The sequence below is a fragment of the Phenylobacterium sp. LjRoot97 genome, assembly GCF_964254345.1.
Lineage (GTDB): Bacteria > Pseudomonadota > Alphaproteobacteria > Caulobacterales > Caulobacteraceae > Phenylobacterium.
The window spans coordinates 1,901,207-1,917,423 of sequence record NZ_CAXUTH020000001.1; the positions used below are offsets into that span (position 1 = coordinate 1,901,207).

General features: G+C 68.3%; 14 protein-coding genes. 8 read left to right on the forward strand and 6 right to left on the reverse strand.

All coding sequences use genetic code 11. The annotated features are described in order from the left end of the window. Window positions 1-2 precede the first annotated feature (2 nt). Window positions 3-488, reverse strand: coding sequence for an acetyl-CoA carboxylase biotin carboxyl carrier protein (accB, locus tag ACSQ2H_RS09530; protein WP_436061176.1), 486 nt, complete (start codon window positions 486-488; stop codon window positions 3-5). A 10-nt stretch (window positions 489-498) separates the two neighbouring features. Further along, window positions 499-948, reverse strand: coding sequence for a type II 3-dehydroquinate dehydratase (locus ACSQ2H_RS09535; protein ID WP_436061177.1), 450 nt, complete (start codon window positions 946-948; stop codon window positions 499-501). Between the two features lie 87 nt (window positions 949-1,035). On the opposite strand from ACSQ2H_RS09535, the gene thiS reads away from it, so the two are divergent. The 4 genes from thiS (at window position 1,036) to ACSQ2H_RS09555 (ending at window position 3,536) form a co-directional block, all read left to right on the forward strand. Further along, the gene (gene thiS, locus ACSQ2H_RS09540) at window positions 1,036-1,236 is read left to right on the forward strand and encodes a sulfur carrier protein ThiS (protein WP_267234209.1); all 201 of its coding nucleotides are present in this window, start codon (window positions 1,036-1,038) and stop codon (window positions 1,234-1,236) included. A gap of 1 nt (window position 1,237) precedes the next feature. Then, a complete protein-coding gene (locus tag ACSQ2H_RS09545; protein WP_269626059.1) occupies window positions 1,238-2,026 on the forward strand; it encodes a thiazole synthase in 789 nt (262 codons plus the stop codon). Then, entirely contained in the window at window positions 2,026-2,676 is a 651-nt protein-coding gene (locus ACSQ2H_RS09550) for a 2-hydroxychromene-2-carboxylate isomerase (protein ID WP_436061178.1), read from the forward strand. The genes ACSQ2H_RS09545 and ACSQ2H_RS09550 overlap by 1 nt, the downstream gene beginning before the upstream one ends. A 65-nt stretch (window positions 2,677-2,741) precedes the next feature. Then, window positions 2,742-3,536 carry an SDR family oxidoreductase gene (locus tag ACSQ2H_RS09555; protein ID WP_436061179.1) on the forward strand — a complete coding sequence of 265 codons (795 nt, stop codon included), beginning with the start codon at window positions 2,742-2,744 and terminating at the stop codon, window positions 3,534-3,536. On the opposite strand, the gene ACSQ2H_RS09560 is transcribed toward ACSQ2H_RS09555, so the two are convergent. The 4 genes from ACSQ2H_RS09560 to ACSQ2H_RS09575 form a co-directional block, all read right to left on the reverse strand. After that, window positions 3,520-5,019 carry an FAD-dependent oxidoreductase gene (locus ACSQ2H_RS09560; RefSeq protein WP_436061180.1) on the reverse strand — a complete coding sequence of 500 codons (1,500 nt, stop codon included), beginning with the start codon at window positions 5,017-5,019 and terminating at the stop codon, window positions 3,520-3,522. The genes ACSQ2H_RS09555 and ACSQ2H_RS09560 overlap by 17 nt on opposite strands. A gap of 96 nt (window positions 5,020-5,115) precedes the next feature. Beyond that, on the reverse strand, window positions 5,116-5,868 hold the full coding sequence (locus ACSQ2H_RS09565) for a DsbA family protein (RefSeq protein WP_436061181.1): 753 nt from the start codon (window positions 5,866-5,868) through the stop codon (window positions 5,116-5,118). Between the two features lie 51 nt (window positions 5,869-5,919). Further along, complete coding sequence (locus tag ACSQ2H_RS09570; RefSeq protein WP_436061182.1) at window positions 5,920-7,323, reverse strand: M48 family metalloprotease; 1,404 nt, start codon at window positions 7,321-7,323, stop codon at window positions 5,920-5,922. A gap of 117 nt (window positions 7,324-7,440) precedes the next feature. Next, complete coding sequence (locus ACSQ2H_RS09575; protein WP_436061183.1) at window positions 7,441-10,095, reverse strand: Rne/Rng family ribonuclease; 2,655 nt, start codon at window positions 10,093-10,095, stop codon at window positions 7,441-7,443. Window positions 10,096-10,515: 420 nt separating this feature from the next. On the opposite strand from ACSQ2H_RS09575, the gene ACSQ2H_RS09580 reads away from it, so the two are divergent. From ACSQ2H_RS09580 to ACSQ2H_RS09595, 4 genes are all read left to right on the forward strand, one after another. Then, window positions 10,516-11,712 (forward strand): N-acetylmuramoyl-L-alanine amidase family protein, encoded by a 1,197-nt coding sequence (locus ACSQ2H_RS09580; RefSeq protein WP_436061184.1) that lies wholly within the window; start codon window positions 10,516-10,518, stop codon window positions 11,710-11,712. A 99-nt stretch (window positions 11,713-11,811) separates the two neighbouring features. Next, complete coding sequence (locus tag ACSQ2H_RS09585; RefSeq protein WP_436061185.1) at window positions 11,812-14,196, forward strand: penicillin-binding protein 1A; 2,385 nt, start codon at window positions 11,812-11,814, stop codon at window positions 14,194-14,196. Window positions 14,197-14,273: 77 nt separating this feature from the next. After that, a protein-coding gene (gene prfB, locus ACSQ2H_RS09590) for a peptide chain release factor 2 (protein ID WP_436061186.1) occupies window positions 14,274-15,396 on the forward strand; the annotation gives its coding sequence in 2 pieces (ribosomal slippage) (window positions 14,274-14,342 and window positions 14,344-15,396; 1,122 coding nt in all). A 110-nt stretch (window positions 15,397-15,506) separates the two neighbouring features. Then, complete coding sequence (locus tag ACSQ2H_RS09595) at window positions 15,507-16,214, forward strand: 2-phosphosulfolactate phosphatase (RefSeq protein WP_436061187.1); 708 nt, start codon at window positions 15,507-15,509, stop codon at window positions 16,212-16,214. The last annotated feature ends 3 nt before the right edge of the window (window positions 16,215-16,217 follow it).

Sequence of the window (16,217 nt, forward strand, 5' to 3'; positions counted from 1 at the left end):
ACTTACTCGATGACGATCAGCGGTTCGCCGAATTCGACCGGCTGAGCGTCCTGGACGATGATCTCGACGATCTTGCCGCCGCGCGGGGCGGGGATCGGGTTCATGGTCTTCATGGCTTCGACGATCAGCAGGGTCTGACCGGCGGTGACCGTGTCGCCGACCTTCACGAAGGCCGGAGCGTCAGGCTGCGGCTGCAGGTAGACGGTGCCGACCATCGGCGACTTCACGACGTCGCCCTTGCGCTCGACGGCGGCGGGCGCGGCTTCGCCAACCGGCGCGGCAGCGGCGACGGCGGGAGCGGCGGCGAACGCGGCCGGAGCGGGGGCGTACTGGACGGCCGCCGGAGCGGCGGTCTTGGCGACGCGGATCTTCAGGTCGTTGTGCTCGACTTCGATCTCGGTCAGGCCGGTCTCGGTGAGAATGTCGGCCAGTTTGCGCACCAGCCGCGCGTCGATCGGGTCGGCGGGGGCCTTCGGACTGCTAGCCATTTGATAATCCTTAGTTTTGGCTTTGGCGGGCCAGGCCCGCGGCGGCCTCGACGGCCAGTTCGTAGCTCGCCCCGCCGAAGCCGGAGACGACCCCGGTGGCGACGAGGGACACATAGGTTTGACGACGGAACGCTTCGCGCGCCGCCGGGTTGGACAGGTGACATTCGACGACAGGAATATCGAGTGTCTTCAGTGCGTCCAGCAGGGCCACGGAAGTGTGACCATAGCCCGCAGGATTGATCACGACGGCGCAGGCTTCCGTCCGGGCTTCCTGCACCCAGTCGATGAGCTGTCCTTCGTGGTTGGATTGGCGGAAGACCACGGCATGACCGAGGGCGCCGGCGCGGCGTTCGCAACGAGTGCGGACGTCCTCCAGCGTCTCCTTTCCGTAAATCTCCGGCTCCCGGACCCCCAAGAGGTTGAGGTTGGGCCCGCTAAGCACATAGATCGGTTTCGACATTCGGCTCCGCCGTCGATTCCGCCGTCTTGTAACGGGCGGCGGCGGGGGTCACAAGCATTCGGAAACTCCAAGCTTCACGAGGGCGTCATGACGCTGACCATCAACGGGGAACAAAGGGCCTTCGGCGGGGTGTCGAGCGTGGCCGCCCTGGTGGCGGAACTTGGCCTGGATGCGCGCAAGGTGGCGGTGGAGCGCAACCTGGAGATCGTACCGCGATCGGCCTATGGACAGACCGCGCTCGCCGACGGCGACCGCATTGAGATTGTGCATTTTATCGGAGGCGGCTGACATGGACGGGTCTACCCACAAGGAAGACACCTGGAGCGTGGCGGGCCGGACCTTCACCTCGCGGCTGATCGTCGGGACGGGGAAGTACAAGGACTACGCCGAGAACGCCGCCGCCGCCGAGGCGGCCGGGGCGGAGATCGTCACCGTGGCGGTGCGCCGGGTGAACCTGTCCGATCCCAACCAGCCGATGCTGGTCGACTATGTGAAGCCCGACCGCTTCACCTTCCTGCCCAACACCGCCGGCTGCTTCACCGGCGAGGACGCCATCCGCACCCTGCGCCTGGCGCGCGAGGCCGGCGGCTGGGACCTGGTGAAACTGGAGGTGCTGTCGGACACCAAGCACCTGCTCCCGGACATGGAAGAGACCCTGCGGGCGCTGAAGCTGCTGGTCGCCGACGGGTTCCAGGTGATGGTCTACTGCAGCGACGATCCGGTCTACGCCAAGAAGCTTGAGGACGCCGGCGCGGCGGCGATCATGCCGGCTGCGGCCCCGATCGGCTCGGGGCGCGGCATCCAGAACTTCCTGAACCTGGGACTGATCATCGAGCAGTCGAAGGTGCCGGTGCTGGTCGACGCCGGGGTCGGCACGGCTTCGGACGCCACGCTGGCGATGGAGACAGGCTGCGACGCGGTGCTGATGAACACCGCCATCGCCGGGGCGCAGGACCCCATCCGCATGGCCGTGGCCATGAAGCACGCCGTGATCGCGGGGCGGGAGGCATTTTTGGCAGGACGTATGCCAAAACGTATGTATGCTGACCCATCATCCCCGTTATCCGGTCTGATCTGATGAGCCTCGGCGTCGACGTCTACTGGTCCTTCCGCAGCCCTTATTCCTACCTGGTGGTCCCGCGCTTGCGGGAATTGGCTGAGACCTACGACGTCGATGTCCGGATGCGGCCGGTCTATCCGCTGGCCGTGCGATCGGAGGGGTTCTTCACCAAGCAGGACCCGCTGTTCGTGCCCTATCTGGTGCGCGACGTCCGGCGGCTGGGGGACTTCCTGGGCCTGCCGCTGGTGTGGCCGAACCCCGACCCCGTCGTGATCGGACAGAACCTCAACGGCGCGGCCGAGCAGCCGCACCTGGACCTGCTGATGCCGCTGGGCGTGATCGCAGCGCACAAGCCGCAGGCGCTGGCCTTCTACGACGAGGTCTCGCGGCTGATCTGGAACGGCCAGGACATGCCCTGGAACGAGGGCGACAAGCTGGCGCGGGCCATCGAGCGTGCGGGTCTCGATATGGCAGATCTGCAGGCGCAAGCGGCCGGCAAGAAGGACGAGATCGCCGCCGAGATCGAGGCCAATCAGGTCGCACATCGCGAAAGCGGCCACTGGGGCGTGCCGACCATGGTCTTCGACGGCGAGCCGTTCTTCGGCCAGGATCGTTTCGACGTGCTGGTGTGGCGGCTCAAGCAGCGCGGCCTGCAGAAGCGCGGCTGAAGTTTTCAGCGGCGTTCCGTGGCGGAAGGCGCTCTAGGCTCCTGGAAAACGGGAGCTAGGCGCACATGGGCAAGGCCAACGGGCGCAAGTCCATCTTCATCACCGGCGCGGCCTCGGGCATGGGCCGCGAGACGGCCAGGCTGTTCGCCGGCCAGGGCTGGTTCGTCGGCGGCTACGACGTCAACGAGGCCGGGCTCGAGGCTCTGATGGCGGAACTCGGCCCTGACAATTGCGTGGTCCGGCGGCTCGACGTCACCGACCGCGATGACTACCGGATGGCGGTCGCGACCTTCGGCGAGGCGACCGGCGGGAAGATGGACCTGCTCTACAATAACGCCGGCATCGGCTGCGGCGGCCCGTTCGCCGAGCAGCCGTTCGAGGACGTGATCGCGGTCGTCCAGGTCAATCTGATGGGTGTGTTGATCGGCATCCACGAAGCGATCGGGCTGTTGAAGGCGACGCCGAACTCCCTATGCTTCACGACCTCGTCGTCGTCAGCGACCTTCGGCATGGCCAATATCGCGGTCTATTCGGCGACAAAGCACGCGGTGAAGGGTCTGTCGGAGGCGCTCTCGGTCGAGTTCAAGGCCTATGGCGTGCGGGTCGCCGACGTGCTGCCCGGGGTGATCGACACGCCGATCCTGCCGCCGGGCGTGGCCGAGGCGGCGCCAAAGGAGGGGATGTTCCGCGCCATCCCGCCGGTGGAGGTCGCCAAGGCGGTGTGGGAGGCCTACCACGCCGACAAACTGCACTGGTACGTGCCGCCGGAACTGGTCGAACTCGACAAGGCCGCGACCCTGACGCCGGAAGCGGTTCGCGATCAGATGGCCCAGGGCGGGCTGTTCAACGCGCCGCCTTAGGGATCATGTCGGCCTCGGCCGGCAGGCCCAGCTGCTGGAACATGTCGGCGCGGTTTGGGCCCGGCTTGGGCGGATAGACGTGGGCCTTCCTGTCCCGGCCGGTGGCCCAGTAGCGCAGCACCTTGGCGAGGTTGTCCGGTCGCTTCAGCCAGGCTGACGGATGCTCCAGCATATGGAAGCCCCGCAGCGCCTCGCGCAGCAGGTTGGCGTCGGAGCGGATGGCGATGTTTACGCCGTCCTCGAGGAAGCTCTTGATCACCCGGCTCCGCAGGCTGGGGCGATAGCCGGGGGTGAGCTGCTGGCGCGCCCGCCGGATCGCAGCCCGGTCCTGGTCGCGCATGTTGAGATAATAGGGCCGCAACTCCTCGCTGACCTGGGTCTGGAAAGCCTGGACACGGTCGGCCGCGTCGCCGGTGGAGACCAGCACGTCGCGCAGGACGTAGGCGGTGACGGCGGCGAACGAGCAGCCGCGGCCGTAGAGCGGGTTCGTGCGGACCAGGGCGTCGCCGACCGGGAAGTACCCCAGCAGCGGCGGGACGCCTTCGCCGGCGATCTCGCGCCAGCGGCTTTGCAGTTCGCCCATGCCGAACACGCGGCTGACACCCTCGGCGGTGGCCGGGTCGACCCAGGGCGCGAGGCCCGGCAGGCGCGCGCAGATGGCGTCGAACACCTCGGGCCGCACGATGGCCTTGCGCAGCTCAAGCTCGGGCTCAGGCGTGCAGAGGGTGATCGAGAAGCAGCCGTTGTCGGCCGGGAACAACCCGAACTTGAGGAAGCCGAGATCGCCGGTCCCGCCGGCCTTGGTGCGCTGCGGCTCCTGGGCGCCCGGACGCAGGCGGTAGTGACGGGTGAAGTAGACGATGCCGGCGCTCTCGCGCTCCTCGGGAATGCTCGCGCCGTCCTCGATGAGTTGCTCGACGCAGGACGAGGTGCGGCCGCCGCCGTCGATCACCAGATCGCCGATGATGTCGCGCGCCCCGGCGGCGTCGGCCACGGACACCCCGACCACGCGCAAGCCCTGCGGGTCGCGTTGGGTCAAAAGCCGGCGGACGAAGGTCTCCGAATCGATCCGCACGTTCGGATAGCGCTCGACATAGCGGCGGATGACGAGCTCGAGGGTGGTGCGGCGACTGGTCAGGACCACGAAGTCGCGGTCGGCGGGTTGGGGCCGGTAGTCCTGGCGGTGGACGTCGGTGAGCATCCGCTCGAAGCCAAGTTCACGGCAGCCCGCGGCCAGCAGGTCGGCGTGCAGTTCAGGGTGTTCGTTGCGGATGATGGTGCGCAGCCGCGCCAGGAAGGCGTGGCTGTGGCGCAGGTGGCCGACTCCGCGACGGGTCCAGTCGGTGAATGCGTGATCGGCGTCGCCGCGCGGCGGCGCCGGATCACGTTCCAGAATGACGATATCGCGGCCGGTCGGCGCCAAGGCCAGCGCCGAACACAGGCCGCCGATACCAGCTCCGATGATCAGCACTCGTTCGTGCATTCGGCTCGCCGTGGTCGGACGGACAGACTCTCAAGGCACTCGAGAGGAGCCTAGCTGCGTCGCGGTGCGGCGCAAGTCCGAGTTTGGCGAGGGGTTTTAGCCCTTGTCGATCTGCGGCGAGGGGACGGTCTTGAGCTTGCCCGTCTTGGCTTCGGCGATCGCCGCACGCAGGGCCGGCATGTCGGCGCCTGGGATGACGCGGTCGCCGACGACGAAGGCAGGCGTGCCTTCGATGGCCAGGGCCTGGGCGAGCGCGCGGGTGTCAGCGATGTGCTTCTTGACCTCGGCGCTGGCGCCGCCGGCGCGAGCGGCGGCCGGATCCACCCCGACGGCGCGCAGGTGACGGTCGATGGCGGCCTCGTCCAGCGCCTTCTCGGCCATGAAGCGCTCGAACAGCTCGATGTTCTTGGGCATGCCGGCGGGGGACAGGGCGACCTCGGCGGCGATGTTGCTCTCGGCCCCGAAGATCGGGAACTCCTTGAACACGAACCGGACGTCCGGGTTCTCCTTGATCAGCTTCAGCACCTCGGGCGCGCTGACCTTGCAGTAGCCGCAGCGGTAGTCGAAGAACTCGACGACCGTCACGGTGCCGTTCGGATTGGCCACGAAGTCGCGCGGGTCGCGCTCCAGCTGGTCGCGGTACTTGGCGAGCGAGGCCTTGGCGGCCTCCTGAGCCGCGGCCTGCTTGTTTTCCTGCAGCTTCACGACCGCCTCCTCGATCACCTCGGGGTGGGCGAGCAGGTAGGCGCGGACTTTCTGGCCGAAGTCGTCCTCCTGCTTCTGGCAGGCGGCGAGGGGCAGGGCGAGGGCGGCGCAGGCGACGAGGACGCCGCGGGAAATCTTGGTCATGTCAGGCCAATTAGGTGAGAAGCGTGGCTTTGCGAAGGCCTTTCGGCCCGGTCAGCGCGAGGATCGGCGGTTGATCGAGCCCTCGGACGCGAGGTCCTTGAGATCGTCCTTGCTGGGGTTGGAGGTCAGGACGATGTCGGTGGCGCGGCGCCATTCGGGCGTGTCCTTGTCGAGCTTTTCGCGGGCGCGCATGGCGAAGACCCGCGCCTGGGTCGCGTCGCCGGTCGCGAAGAAGTACTCGCCGGTGGCGAGGCGGGCGAGGCCCTCCTTGCCCTGCTTGTCGTAGGCCTGGGCCAGTATCCGCCAGGCGGTGGCGTTGTCGTGTTCCTGAGTCAGGGCCTTGCGCAGTTCCCCGACGCCTTCCTCGACCTTGGCCTTGTCCTCGAGCGCGATCAGGGTCTGGCCAAGATTGATGCGCAGCAGCGGCGCGTCGGGCTTCAGTTCGACCGACTTGCGCTGCGGGGCCTCGGCCTCCTGGGCGCGGCCGAACTCGAACAGCACCTGCCCCTTGAGTTCCCAGAGGTAGGGGTTGTTCGGCTGCTCGGCGAGCAGGGCGTCGATCAGCTTCACGGACTGATCGGGCTGCTTCATCTGATAGTAGGCGATGGCCCGGGCGTAGCGCGCCGGATAGGACTTGTCCTTCTCATCGTACTTGGTGATGGCGATGGTCGGGTTGATGAACCCGTCGAGCTTGGCCTTCATGATCTCGTGCTCGGAGATCGCTTCGGGCGTGTCCGGAGTGTCGTAGTGGGCGTTCTGCTCGACCCGATGGCGAAGCGCCTCGATCCGCGAGGACGACAGCGGGTGGGAGCGGAAATAGGCGAAGCGGCGGGCTTCCTGGAAGACTTCCTGGTAGCGGAAGTTGTCGAAGAACTCGACGAGGCCCTTACCCGAAAGGCCGGCGCGTTCAAGGATCGCAGCGCCCGCCTGGTCGGCGCGGCTTTCCTGTTCGCGGCTGTAGCCCATGGCTCCGAGGGTGCCGAAGTAGCTGGCGCTGCCGATCAGGCCGGCGGCGCCTTCGCCGGAACCGGCGAGAGCGGCGAGCACGCCGAGGCCCATGGTCAGGAGGAACGGCTTCATGCCGGCCGAGGTCATCTCGCCCGAGCGGGCCGAGTGGCCGGCGGCCAAGTGGCCGACTTCGTGGGCGATGACGCCCTGCAGCTGGTTGGGGTTTTCCGATTCGAGGATCAGGCCGGTGAAGACGCCCATGGTGCCGGGGCCGGCGAAGGCGTTGAGGTCCTTTGAGCCGATCAGCAGGATCTCGATCGACTTGGAGTCGACGCCGGCGGCCTTGAAGATCGGTTCGGAGTCCTTGCGGAGGATCTCTTCGATCTCGGTGTCGCGAATGAGCGACATGCTCTCTTCGGCTCGGACGGGCGCAGCCTGCAGCGTCAGGCTCAGCGCCGTCACAGCAGCCAGAGCGATTCTCGAGACCGAACGGGCAGGGGACACCATGCCGAACAACTCCAAGCGCCCCCCGCAAAGCCCCAGTGTTCGAAGCCTAACGCGCTTCCGACGGACTGGAAACCGGCTCGCTGGGCGCGAACCGGTTTCCTTTGTCACAGCCCAGGGTTAGCCCCGGCGCCACCAGCCCTTCTTCGGGACCGGCGGCGGCGCGTTGATCTCGTTCGGATCGGGCTCGCGCGCGACCGGCGCAGGCTCAGGAGCAGGCTCCGGGGCCGCCTCGACGACGATCTCGGCCGGGGCGGTTTCGACGGGCGCAGCCTCGATCACCGGCTCGGCGGCCGCGGCCTCAGCAGCCGCAGCTGCCTTGGTGCGACGCGCGCGCGGCTTCTTGGCGGGCTTGGCTTCCGGCTCGGCCGTGACCGGCTCGGCGACCGGTTCCGGTTCCGGTTCGGCGACGGCTTCCACCACCTCGACGACCTCGACCGCCTCGGGCGCTTCGGCTGCGACCTCGGTTTCAGCCGCATCGGCCTTGCCGCGACCACGACCGCGGCGCGCGCGGCCCTTCTTCGGCTTGTCCTCGACCGCAGGCAGTTCGACCCAGACGTCCAGTTCGACGTGGGGCTGGTCGTCGCTCACGCTGGGCGCAGGCGCGATCGCCTCAGCCGCCGCGGCCGGAGCCGGAGCCGGAGCGACGTCATTGGCCGGCGCAGGGGCCGGCGCGCGGGCCGCGGGGAAATCTTCCGACGGGTCGTGCCAGACGAAGGGGTCGTCGCCATACGGGACCCAGGGCCGGGTCCAGGCGAACATGTCGGCCGGACGACCATCGTCGCGCATCCGGCGACCGCCGCGACGGCCGCGTCGACGGCGGCGGCCGCCGTCGTCGGTTTCCTCGCGGGCCTCACGCGGCTCACGGGGCGGATGCTCGCCGCCCTCACGGGCTTCGACCGGCTCGCCGTCACGGCGACCGCGGCGGCGGCGGCGGCGGCCACGACGACCGTTGCGGTCGTCGCCGTCGCCCTCGTGGTCCTGGAAGCGATGCTCGGCCTCGTCGTCGTCGGTGGCCTCGCGCTCGATGTCGGCGTCTTCTTCGTCTTCCTCGACGTCTTCTTCGTCCTCGAAGGCTTCGTCGTCGAAGTCGTCTTCAACCGGCTGATAGGGCTGCAGCGGGACGTGATGCACGGCCGCATGCTCCGGCCGGGTCTCGCTGGCCGTGCGTTCGATCTCGTGATCGGCGTGGGCCAGGGCGTCGTCGATCACGATGGTGATGAACAGGCCGAGGCTCTCGTGGATGCGCGCCAGGTGGTTGCGCTTCTCGTTGAGAATGTAGAGGCCGACGGCGCGCGGCAGCTTCAGGGTGGCTTCGCCGCCGCCCTTCAGGGCCTCGATCTCGACGGCGCGCAGGGCCGACAGGGCGCTCGACTCGACCGAGCGCACGCGGCCGGTGCCGGCGCAATGTTCGCAGACGTGGGTGGTGCCTTCCAGCACGCCCGAGCGGCGGCGCTGGCGGCTGATTTCCATCAGGCCGAAGGTCGAGATCTTGCCCATCTGGACGCGGGCGCGGTCGTCCTTCAGCGCGTCCTTCAGCTTCTTTTCGACGGCGCGATTGTTCTTGCCTTCATCCATGTCGATGAAGTCGATGACGATCAGGCCGGCCAGATCGCGCAGGCGCAGCTGGCGGGCGGCCTCTTCGGCCGCTTCCATGTTGGTCTTGAGGGCCGTGGCCTCGATGTTCCGCTCGCGAGTTGCGCGGCCGGAGTTCACGTCGATGGCGACCAGGGCCTCGGTCTGGTTGATCACCAGGTAGCCGCCCGAGCGCAGCGGCACGACCGGCGAATAGATCTGCGAGAGATGGTCCTCGACCCGGTGCTTGACGAACAGCGGGGTCGCCTCGCGGTACGGCTGCACCTTCTTGGCCTGGGACGGCATCAGCATGCGCATGAACTCACGCGCTTCCTTGAAGCCGGCCTCGCCCTCGACCCAGACCTCGTCGATGTCCTTGTCGTAGAGGTCGCGGATGGTCCGCTTCACCAGGTCCTCTTCCTCATAGATGAGGGCGGGGGCCACGGAGTGCAGGGTGGTGTCGCGGATGTTCTCCCACAGGCGCAGGAGATACTCGTAGTCGCGCTTGATCTCGGCCTTGGTGCGCTTGGCGCCCGCCGTGCGGACGATCAGGCCCATGCCTTCCGGCACGTCCAGGCTCTGAACCACGCCCTTCAGGCGCTTGCGGTCGGTGGCCGCGGTGATCTTGCGGCTGATGCCGCCGCCGCGGGCGGTGTTGGGCATCAGGACGCCGTAGCGGCCGGCCAGGGAGAGGTAGGTGGTCAGGGCCGCGCCCTTGTTGCCGCGCTCTTCCTTGACGACCTGGACCAGCATGATCTGCCGGCGGCGGATCACTTCCTGGATCTTGTAGCGGCGCATCAGCCGGCGGCGGCGACGCGCGACTTCTTCTTCCATGACGTCGTCGTCGTCGGCGTCGACGGCGTCTTCGTCCTCGTCATCGCCCGAACGGGCGCGCGATTCGACCTCGTCCTCTTCGTCGGCCTCTTCGCGCATCAGCGCTTCGCGGTCGGCGACCGGGATCTGGTAGTAGTCCGGGTGGATTTCGTTGAAGGCCAGGAAGCCGTGGCGATTGCCGCCGTACTCGATGAAGGCAGCCTGCAGCGACGGCTCAACGCGCGTCACCTTGGCGAGATAGATATTGCCTCTGAGTTGTTTGCGGTTCTGGCTCTCGAAATCGAATTCTTCAACACGCGGTCCGTCGACCACCACGACACGCGTCTCTTCGGCGTGTGCGGCGTCGATCAACATCTTCTTGGACATCAAGTACGTCTCCGAGGCGCGCCGCGAGCTCTCGGCTCGGGCGCCGCCGGTCTGTCAGGAGGGCGCGCACGCCACCGCCCATCGCAATGCCGAAACCGGCAAGGCGGGCGGTAGGCCGAAATTGGGCTCGAGCGGCGCTGCCCATTGGTGTGTTCCCAGGCGCGCCTAACGTTAAGCGCGGATCGGATGGCGCGTGGTCGCCGAAAGAGGCGAAGCCGACGCGGGGTTGTGTCGCGCGGGCCGCAACCTTGCGACGCAAGGCGCGCACGGTCCAGCGCGGGCGGACATTGCAACACTGGAGGCGAAAAGGAAAGCCGCCGCGCCGCAATGCGGTAGCGTAAGGAGACGGTTAACCGTTTGTCCACGCCACTGCCATCTATATGGGTATGACTGTATAGAATGTGTAACGGGGCTGCGCGTATGGGCGGCAGGTTCAGGATCGGCGGGCGAAGCGTGCTGGCGGTTGTCGGCGCGGTGGTCGGCTGCCTGGCGATCGTCGCCGGGGCGCAGGCTGCAGGGGCCAAGGCCGACATTCTCAAGGTGCGCCTCGGCGGCGACCGCGCCGAAACCCGCATCGTCATCGATCTCGACAAGTCGGCGACCGGCAAGGTGGCATCCGATGGCCAGGGCGACCGGCGAGTCGTCGTGAACCTGCCCGGCGTCTCCGTCGACAGCCAGCTGCAGGGCGGCGGGCTCGGGCTGGTGAAGGCCTGGGTCGTGGACGACGCCGCCAGCGGCGCGCGCCTGCGCATCGATCTGGCCGAAGACGCGGTGATCAAGCGCCGCTTCCTGCTGCCGCCGGCCGACGGCGTCGCCAACTATCGCTATGTGATCGATCTGGCCTCCAAGGCGCCGGCGACCGTGAAGGCCGCCGCCCAGGCTTCGGCCGGTCCCCGCTTCATCTCCGCGCCGGTCAAGTCGACCAAGGCCGCGCTGCCGCTCAAGAAGGTCATCGTCATCGACGCGGGCCATGGCGGCAAGGACCCTGGCACCAAGGGCGCCGACGGCAACGAGAAAGACGTCACCCTCGCCGCGGCGCGGGCGCTGAAGAGCCAGTTGGAAAAGAGCGGCCGCTACAAGGTCGTCATGACCCGCGACGCCGACGTCTATGTCGACCACGCCGTGCGCGTGCAGATCGCGCGCCGGGCCGATGCGGACCTGTTCATCTCGCTGCATGCCGATTCCGGCACCGACCCTTCGCTGCGCGGCGCGAGCGTCTACACGCTCGCCGACCGCGCCACCGCCCGCTCGGCCAAGTTCGTCAGCAAGGACGATTGGTTCATGCAGGCCGGGAGCCATGGCGATCATGGGGTTTCGACGATCCTGCTGGACCTGACCCAGCGGATGACCCGCAACCGCTCGGCGACCTTCGCCGAGGTGCTGCTGGAGCGGGTCAGCGACCATCAGCCGCTGCTGCGCCGCAGCCACCGCGAGGCGGGCCTAGCCGTGCTGCTGGCCCCGGACGTGCCGGCCGTGCTGCTGGAAATGGGCTTCCTGACCAACGCCGCCGACGAAGCGGTGCTGCGCGATCCGGGCAAGCGTACGCGGCTGATGGGCTCGGTCGCCGAGGCCATCGACGACTATTTCGGCCAGCCCACCAAGCTCGCCTCGAACTGACGGCGCCGCGCCACGCCGACGCAGGGCCGTTGGCGCCCGGCGCGATGCACGCTAGATCAGCCTGAGCGGACGGGGCGCGCCCCGCGGAGGTCGGTCAGTTTGAAGCCCCCCGAGAGATGGATCGCGATCGCCGGCGTCACCGTGCTGAGCGCAGTCGCGCTGGCGGGATTCGCCATCGCCATCTATGCCGCCTGGCTGTTCCACGACATGCCCGACGCCGCCGACCTGGCCGACTATCGTCCGCCCACGGCGACGCGCGCCTATGCCTGGGACGGGGTGCTGATCGGCGAGTTTTCGCGCGAGCGCCGCATCTACGTGCCGTACGACAACATGCCCCCGCAGCTGGCCCAGGCGTTCCTGGCCGCTGAGGACCGCAACTTCTTCAGCCACGGCGGCGTCGACGCCATGGGCCTGACCCGGGCCATGATGAAGAACGTCATGAACGCGGTGAACGGCCGCCGCCTCGAGGGCGGCTCGACCATCACCCAGCAGGTCGCCAAGAACGTCCTGCTGACCAGCGACGCGACGGTCGGGCGCAAGCTCAAGGAAGCCATCCTCGCCGGCCGCCTGGAGCAGACACTGAACAAGGAGCAGATCCTTGAGCTCTATCTGAACGAGATCTGGCTCGGCTATCGCTCCTATGGGGTCGGCGCGGCCGCCTACAACTACTTCGGCAAGTCGATCAGCGACCTGACCCTGGCCGAATGCGCCTATCTGGCCTCGCTGCCCAAGGGACCCGACAACTACCACCCGATCCGCCGCAAGGCGCAGGCCATGGCGCGCCGCAACTGGGTGCTGGACCAGATGGCCGAACTCGGCTGGGTGAGCCGCGCGGAGGCCGAGGCCGCCAAGCGCGAGGACCTGAAGGTCCAGAAGGCGCCGACGCGCGCCAAGTACCGCGATGCCGACTTCTTCGTCGAGGAAGTGCGCCGCCGCGGCCTGGCGACCATGGGCCAGCGCCTGAACGAGGGCGGCTACTACATGCGCACCACCCTCGACCCGCAGCTGCAGACGGCTGCGCGGGTGGCGCTGATGAACGGCCTGGAACAGTACGACCGTCGCCACGGCTGGCGCGGGGCCTGGGGCCATGTCGACACCGCCGAAGGCTGGGAAGCGGTCGCCAAGCAGAAGAGCCCGCCGTCGGAACGACGCGCTTGGCGCGCGGCCCTGGTCACCGACGTCTCGGGCGGCAACGTCCGCGTGCGGGTGGCGGGCGAGGGGGCTACGGGCTCGATCGTCGGCCAGGACGTGGCCTGGGCCCGGGCGGGCAAGGGCTTGCGGTCCGGCGACCTCGTCTTCGTCGAATCGGTCGAGGGCGGCGGCGGCTTCCGGCTGCGCCAGATCCCGGCGGTCAACGGCGCGCTGGTGGCGATGGAACCCTATTCCGGCCGGGTGCTGGCGATGGTGGGGGGCTATTCGTTCTCGCTGTCGAACTTCAACCGCGCGACCCAGGCGATGCGCCAGCCGGGCTCGGCGTTCAAGCCGATCGTCTACGCCGCGGCGCTGGAGAACGGCTACACGCCGTCCAGCGTGGTGATGGACTCTGCGATCACCCTGCGCGGCGCCGGCGGTCAGGCCTGGACGCCCGAGAACTACAACCGCCGCTACTATGGCGCGCTCACCCTGCGTCGCGGCCTGGAACTGTCGCGCAACGCCATGACCGTGCGCCTGGCCCAGGGCGTGGGCATGCGCAAGATCAGCGACCTGGCCGTGAAGATGGGCGTCGCCAAGCGCATGGACAACGTGCTCGCCATGGCGCTGGGCGCCGGCGAGACCACGCCGTTCAAGCTGACGGCGGCCTATGCGTCGTTCGTCAACGGCGGCCGGCGGATCGAGCCGCACCTGATCGAGCTGGTCCAGGACCGCAACGGCGAGACCATCTTCCGCGCCGACAAGCGCGACTGTCCGCGCTGCCTGGCCGGCTTCAACGGCGACGAGAGCCCGCGGATCGCACCGGGCGGCGAACAGGTCATGGATCCGATCACCGCCTATCAGGTGACCTCGATGCTGCAGGGCGTGGTCCAGCGGGGCACGGCGACCTCGGCCCTGGTGCTGAATCGCCCGGTCGGCGGCAAGACGGGAACCACCAACGAGTACCGCAGCGCCTGGTTCGTCGGCTTCACGCCGCAGATCGTGGCCGGCGTCTTTGTCGGCTTCGACGACAACCGCAGCCTGGGCGAGGGTGAAACCGGCACCCAGGCCGCGGTGCCGATCTTCATCGAGTTCATGCAGGCGGCGACCAAGGACCTGCCGAAGGACGAGTTCAAGGCGCCCAAGAACGCCAAGTTCGCGACCGTGCGCGGCATCCGCGAGGCGTTCCGGCCGGGGACGGAGCCGAAGCCGTTCGTGGCCCCGATGGGCGGCATGCCGGCGGACGGGCCCCAGCCCTACAACCAGGTCTGGCCGGACGGACAGCTGACCAGCCCGGCCCCGGCCGCCGCCCCGCCGCCCAAGAAGCAGGACGACATGAGCGGGCTGTACTAGCCGCCCGCCATTGTCATGGGCTCGCGCCCGCGCTATCTGCCCCGACTTCCAGAATTTTTCTGGTTTCGGAGATTCCCATGAGAGCGGATGTCGAGGCCTCCAAGGCCGACATCGAGCAGTCGATCGAACTGCTCAGGAGGCGACTTTGACTGGGAACCGGCCCTAAGAAAGCTCGATGAGCTGAACGCCCGCGTCGAAGACCCCACCCTGTGGGACGACGCGGCCGCCGCCCAGGCGATCACCCGCGAACGATCCAAGCTGGCCGCCTCGGTCGAGGCGGTGCAGTCGCTCGAGCGCGACCTGGCCGACGCGATCGGCTATGCCGAGATGGCCGACGAGGAGGGCGATGAAGCCACCCTCAACGAGGCCCGCGAACAGCTGAAGGCCATCAAGGAGCGCGCCGCGCGCGCCGAACTGGAAGCGCTGCTGTCCGGTGAGGCCGACGGCAACGACGCCTTCCTGGAAATCAACTCCGGCGCCGGCGGCACCGAGTCCAACGACTGGGCCGGGATGCTGATGCGGATGTACACCCGCTGGGCCACCGCCCACGGCATGAGCGTCGACTTCCTCGAAGAGACGTCGGGCGAACAGGCCGGCATCAAGTCGGTGACCCTGCAGATCAAGGGGCCGAACGCCTATGGCTGGCTGAAGACCGAAGCCGGGGTTCATCGCCTGGTTCGGATTTCACCCTATGACGCCGCCGCCAAGCGCCACACCAGCTTCGCCTCGGTCTGGGTCTATCCGGTGGTCGACGACACCATCGAGATCGAGATCAATCCGGCCGACGTGCGCACCGACACCTATCGGGCCTCCGGCGCTGGCGGTCAGCACATCAACAAGACCGACTCGGCGGTTCGCCTGACCCACGCCCCGACCGGCGTGGTGGTGGCCTGTCAGAGCGGCCGCTCGCAGCACCAGAACCGCGAGGAAGCCTGGAAGATGCTGCGCGCGCGGCTCTACGAGCTTGAGCTGCAGAAGCGGGAGGCCGAGGCCGCGGCCCTGAACGAGCAGAAGACCGACATCGGCTGGGGTCACCAGATCCGCAGCTATGTCCTGCAGCCGTATCAGATGGTGAAGGACCTGCGGACCAACGTCGAAACCTCCGACACCCAAGGGGTGCTGGACGGCGACCTCGACGAGTTCATGGGCGCCTCGCTGGCGCAGCGCGTCGGCAACACCCGCGAGGGGGCGGGGGCCTAGGCCCCCGTCTTCAGACCCCGCCGCATCATCCCCTATTCACTGGCGTTCGCCGAACGGCGACGTTTGCATTCGCGCGCGGATCGGCGTTCGATCGCAGCCGGAGGCGCGTGATGCAGAAGGTTCATTGCGAGTGGGGGCTGAAGGGCGTCGAGCTGCTGCGCGATCGCGTGGCGGTCGTAGTCATCGTCGATGTGCTGTCGTTCTCGACCGCGGTCGACGTGGCCGTGCACCGGCAGGCGCGGATCCATCCCTTTCCCTATGGCGACGAGGACGCGGCGCGAGCCGAGGCCGAACGGGTAGGCGCGCGGCTGGCGGCCAGCCGCAAGGCCGGGGGGCAGCTGAGCCTTTCGCCCGCCAGCCTGATGAAGCTCAATCCGGGCGAGCGGCTGCTGTTGCCGTCGCCGAACGGGTCGCGGCTGTCGCTGGCCTGCGGTCGAGCCACGGTGTTGGCCGGCTGCCTGCGCAACGCCGCGGCGGTGGCGGCCAAGGCGGTCGCCCTGGCCGAGGGGAAGGACATCGCGGTCATCCCGGCTGGCGAGCTCTGGCCTGACGGCTCCCTGCGGCCGGCGATCGAGGACCTGCTAGGCGCCGGCGCGGTGATCGAGGCGATCGGCTTCGACGGCGAACCCGAGGCGGTCGTGGCGCGGCACGCATTCCTGAGCGCGCGTCCCCACCTGGAGGCGACCCTGCGGACCTGCCGGTCGGGCGTGGAGCTGATCGAGAAGGAACACGCGCTCGACGTCGATATCGCCGCCGAGCTGAACGTCAGTCACTGCACGCCGCTGCTGAAGAACGGCGCCTACGAGAACGTGGCCTGAGCG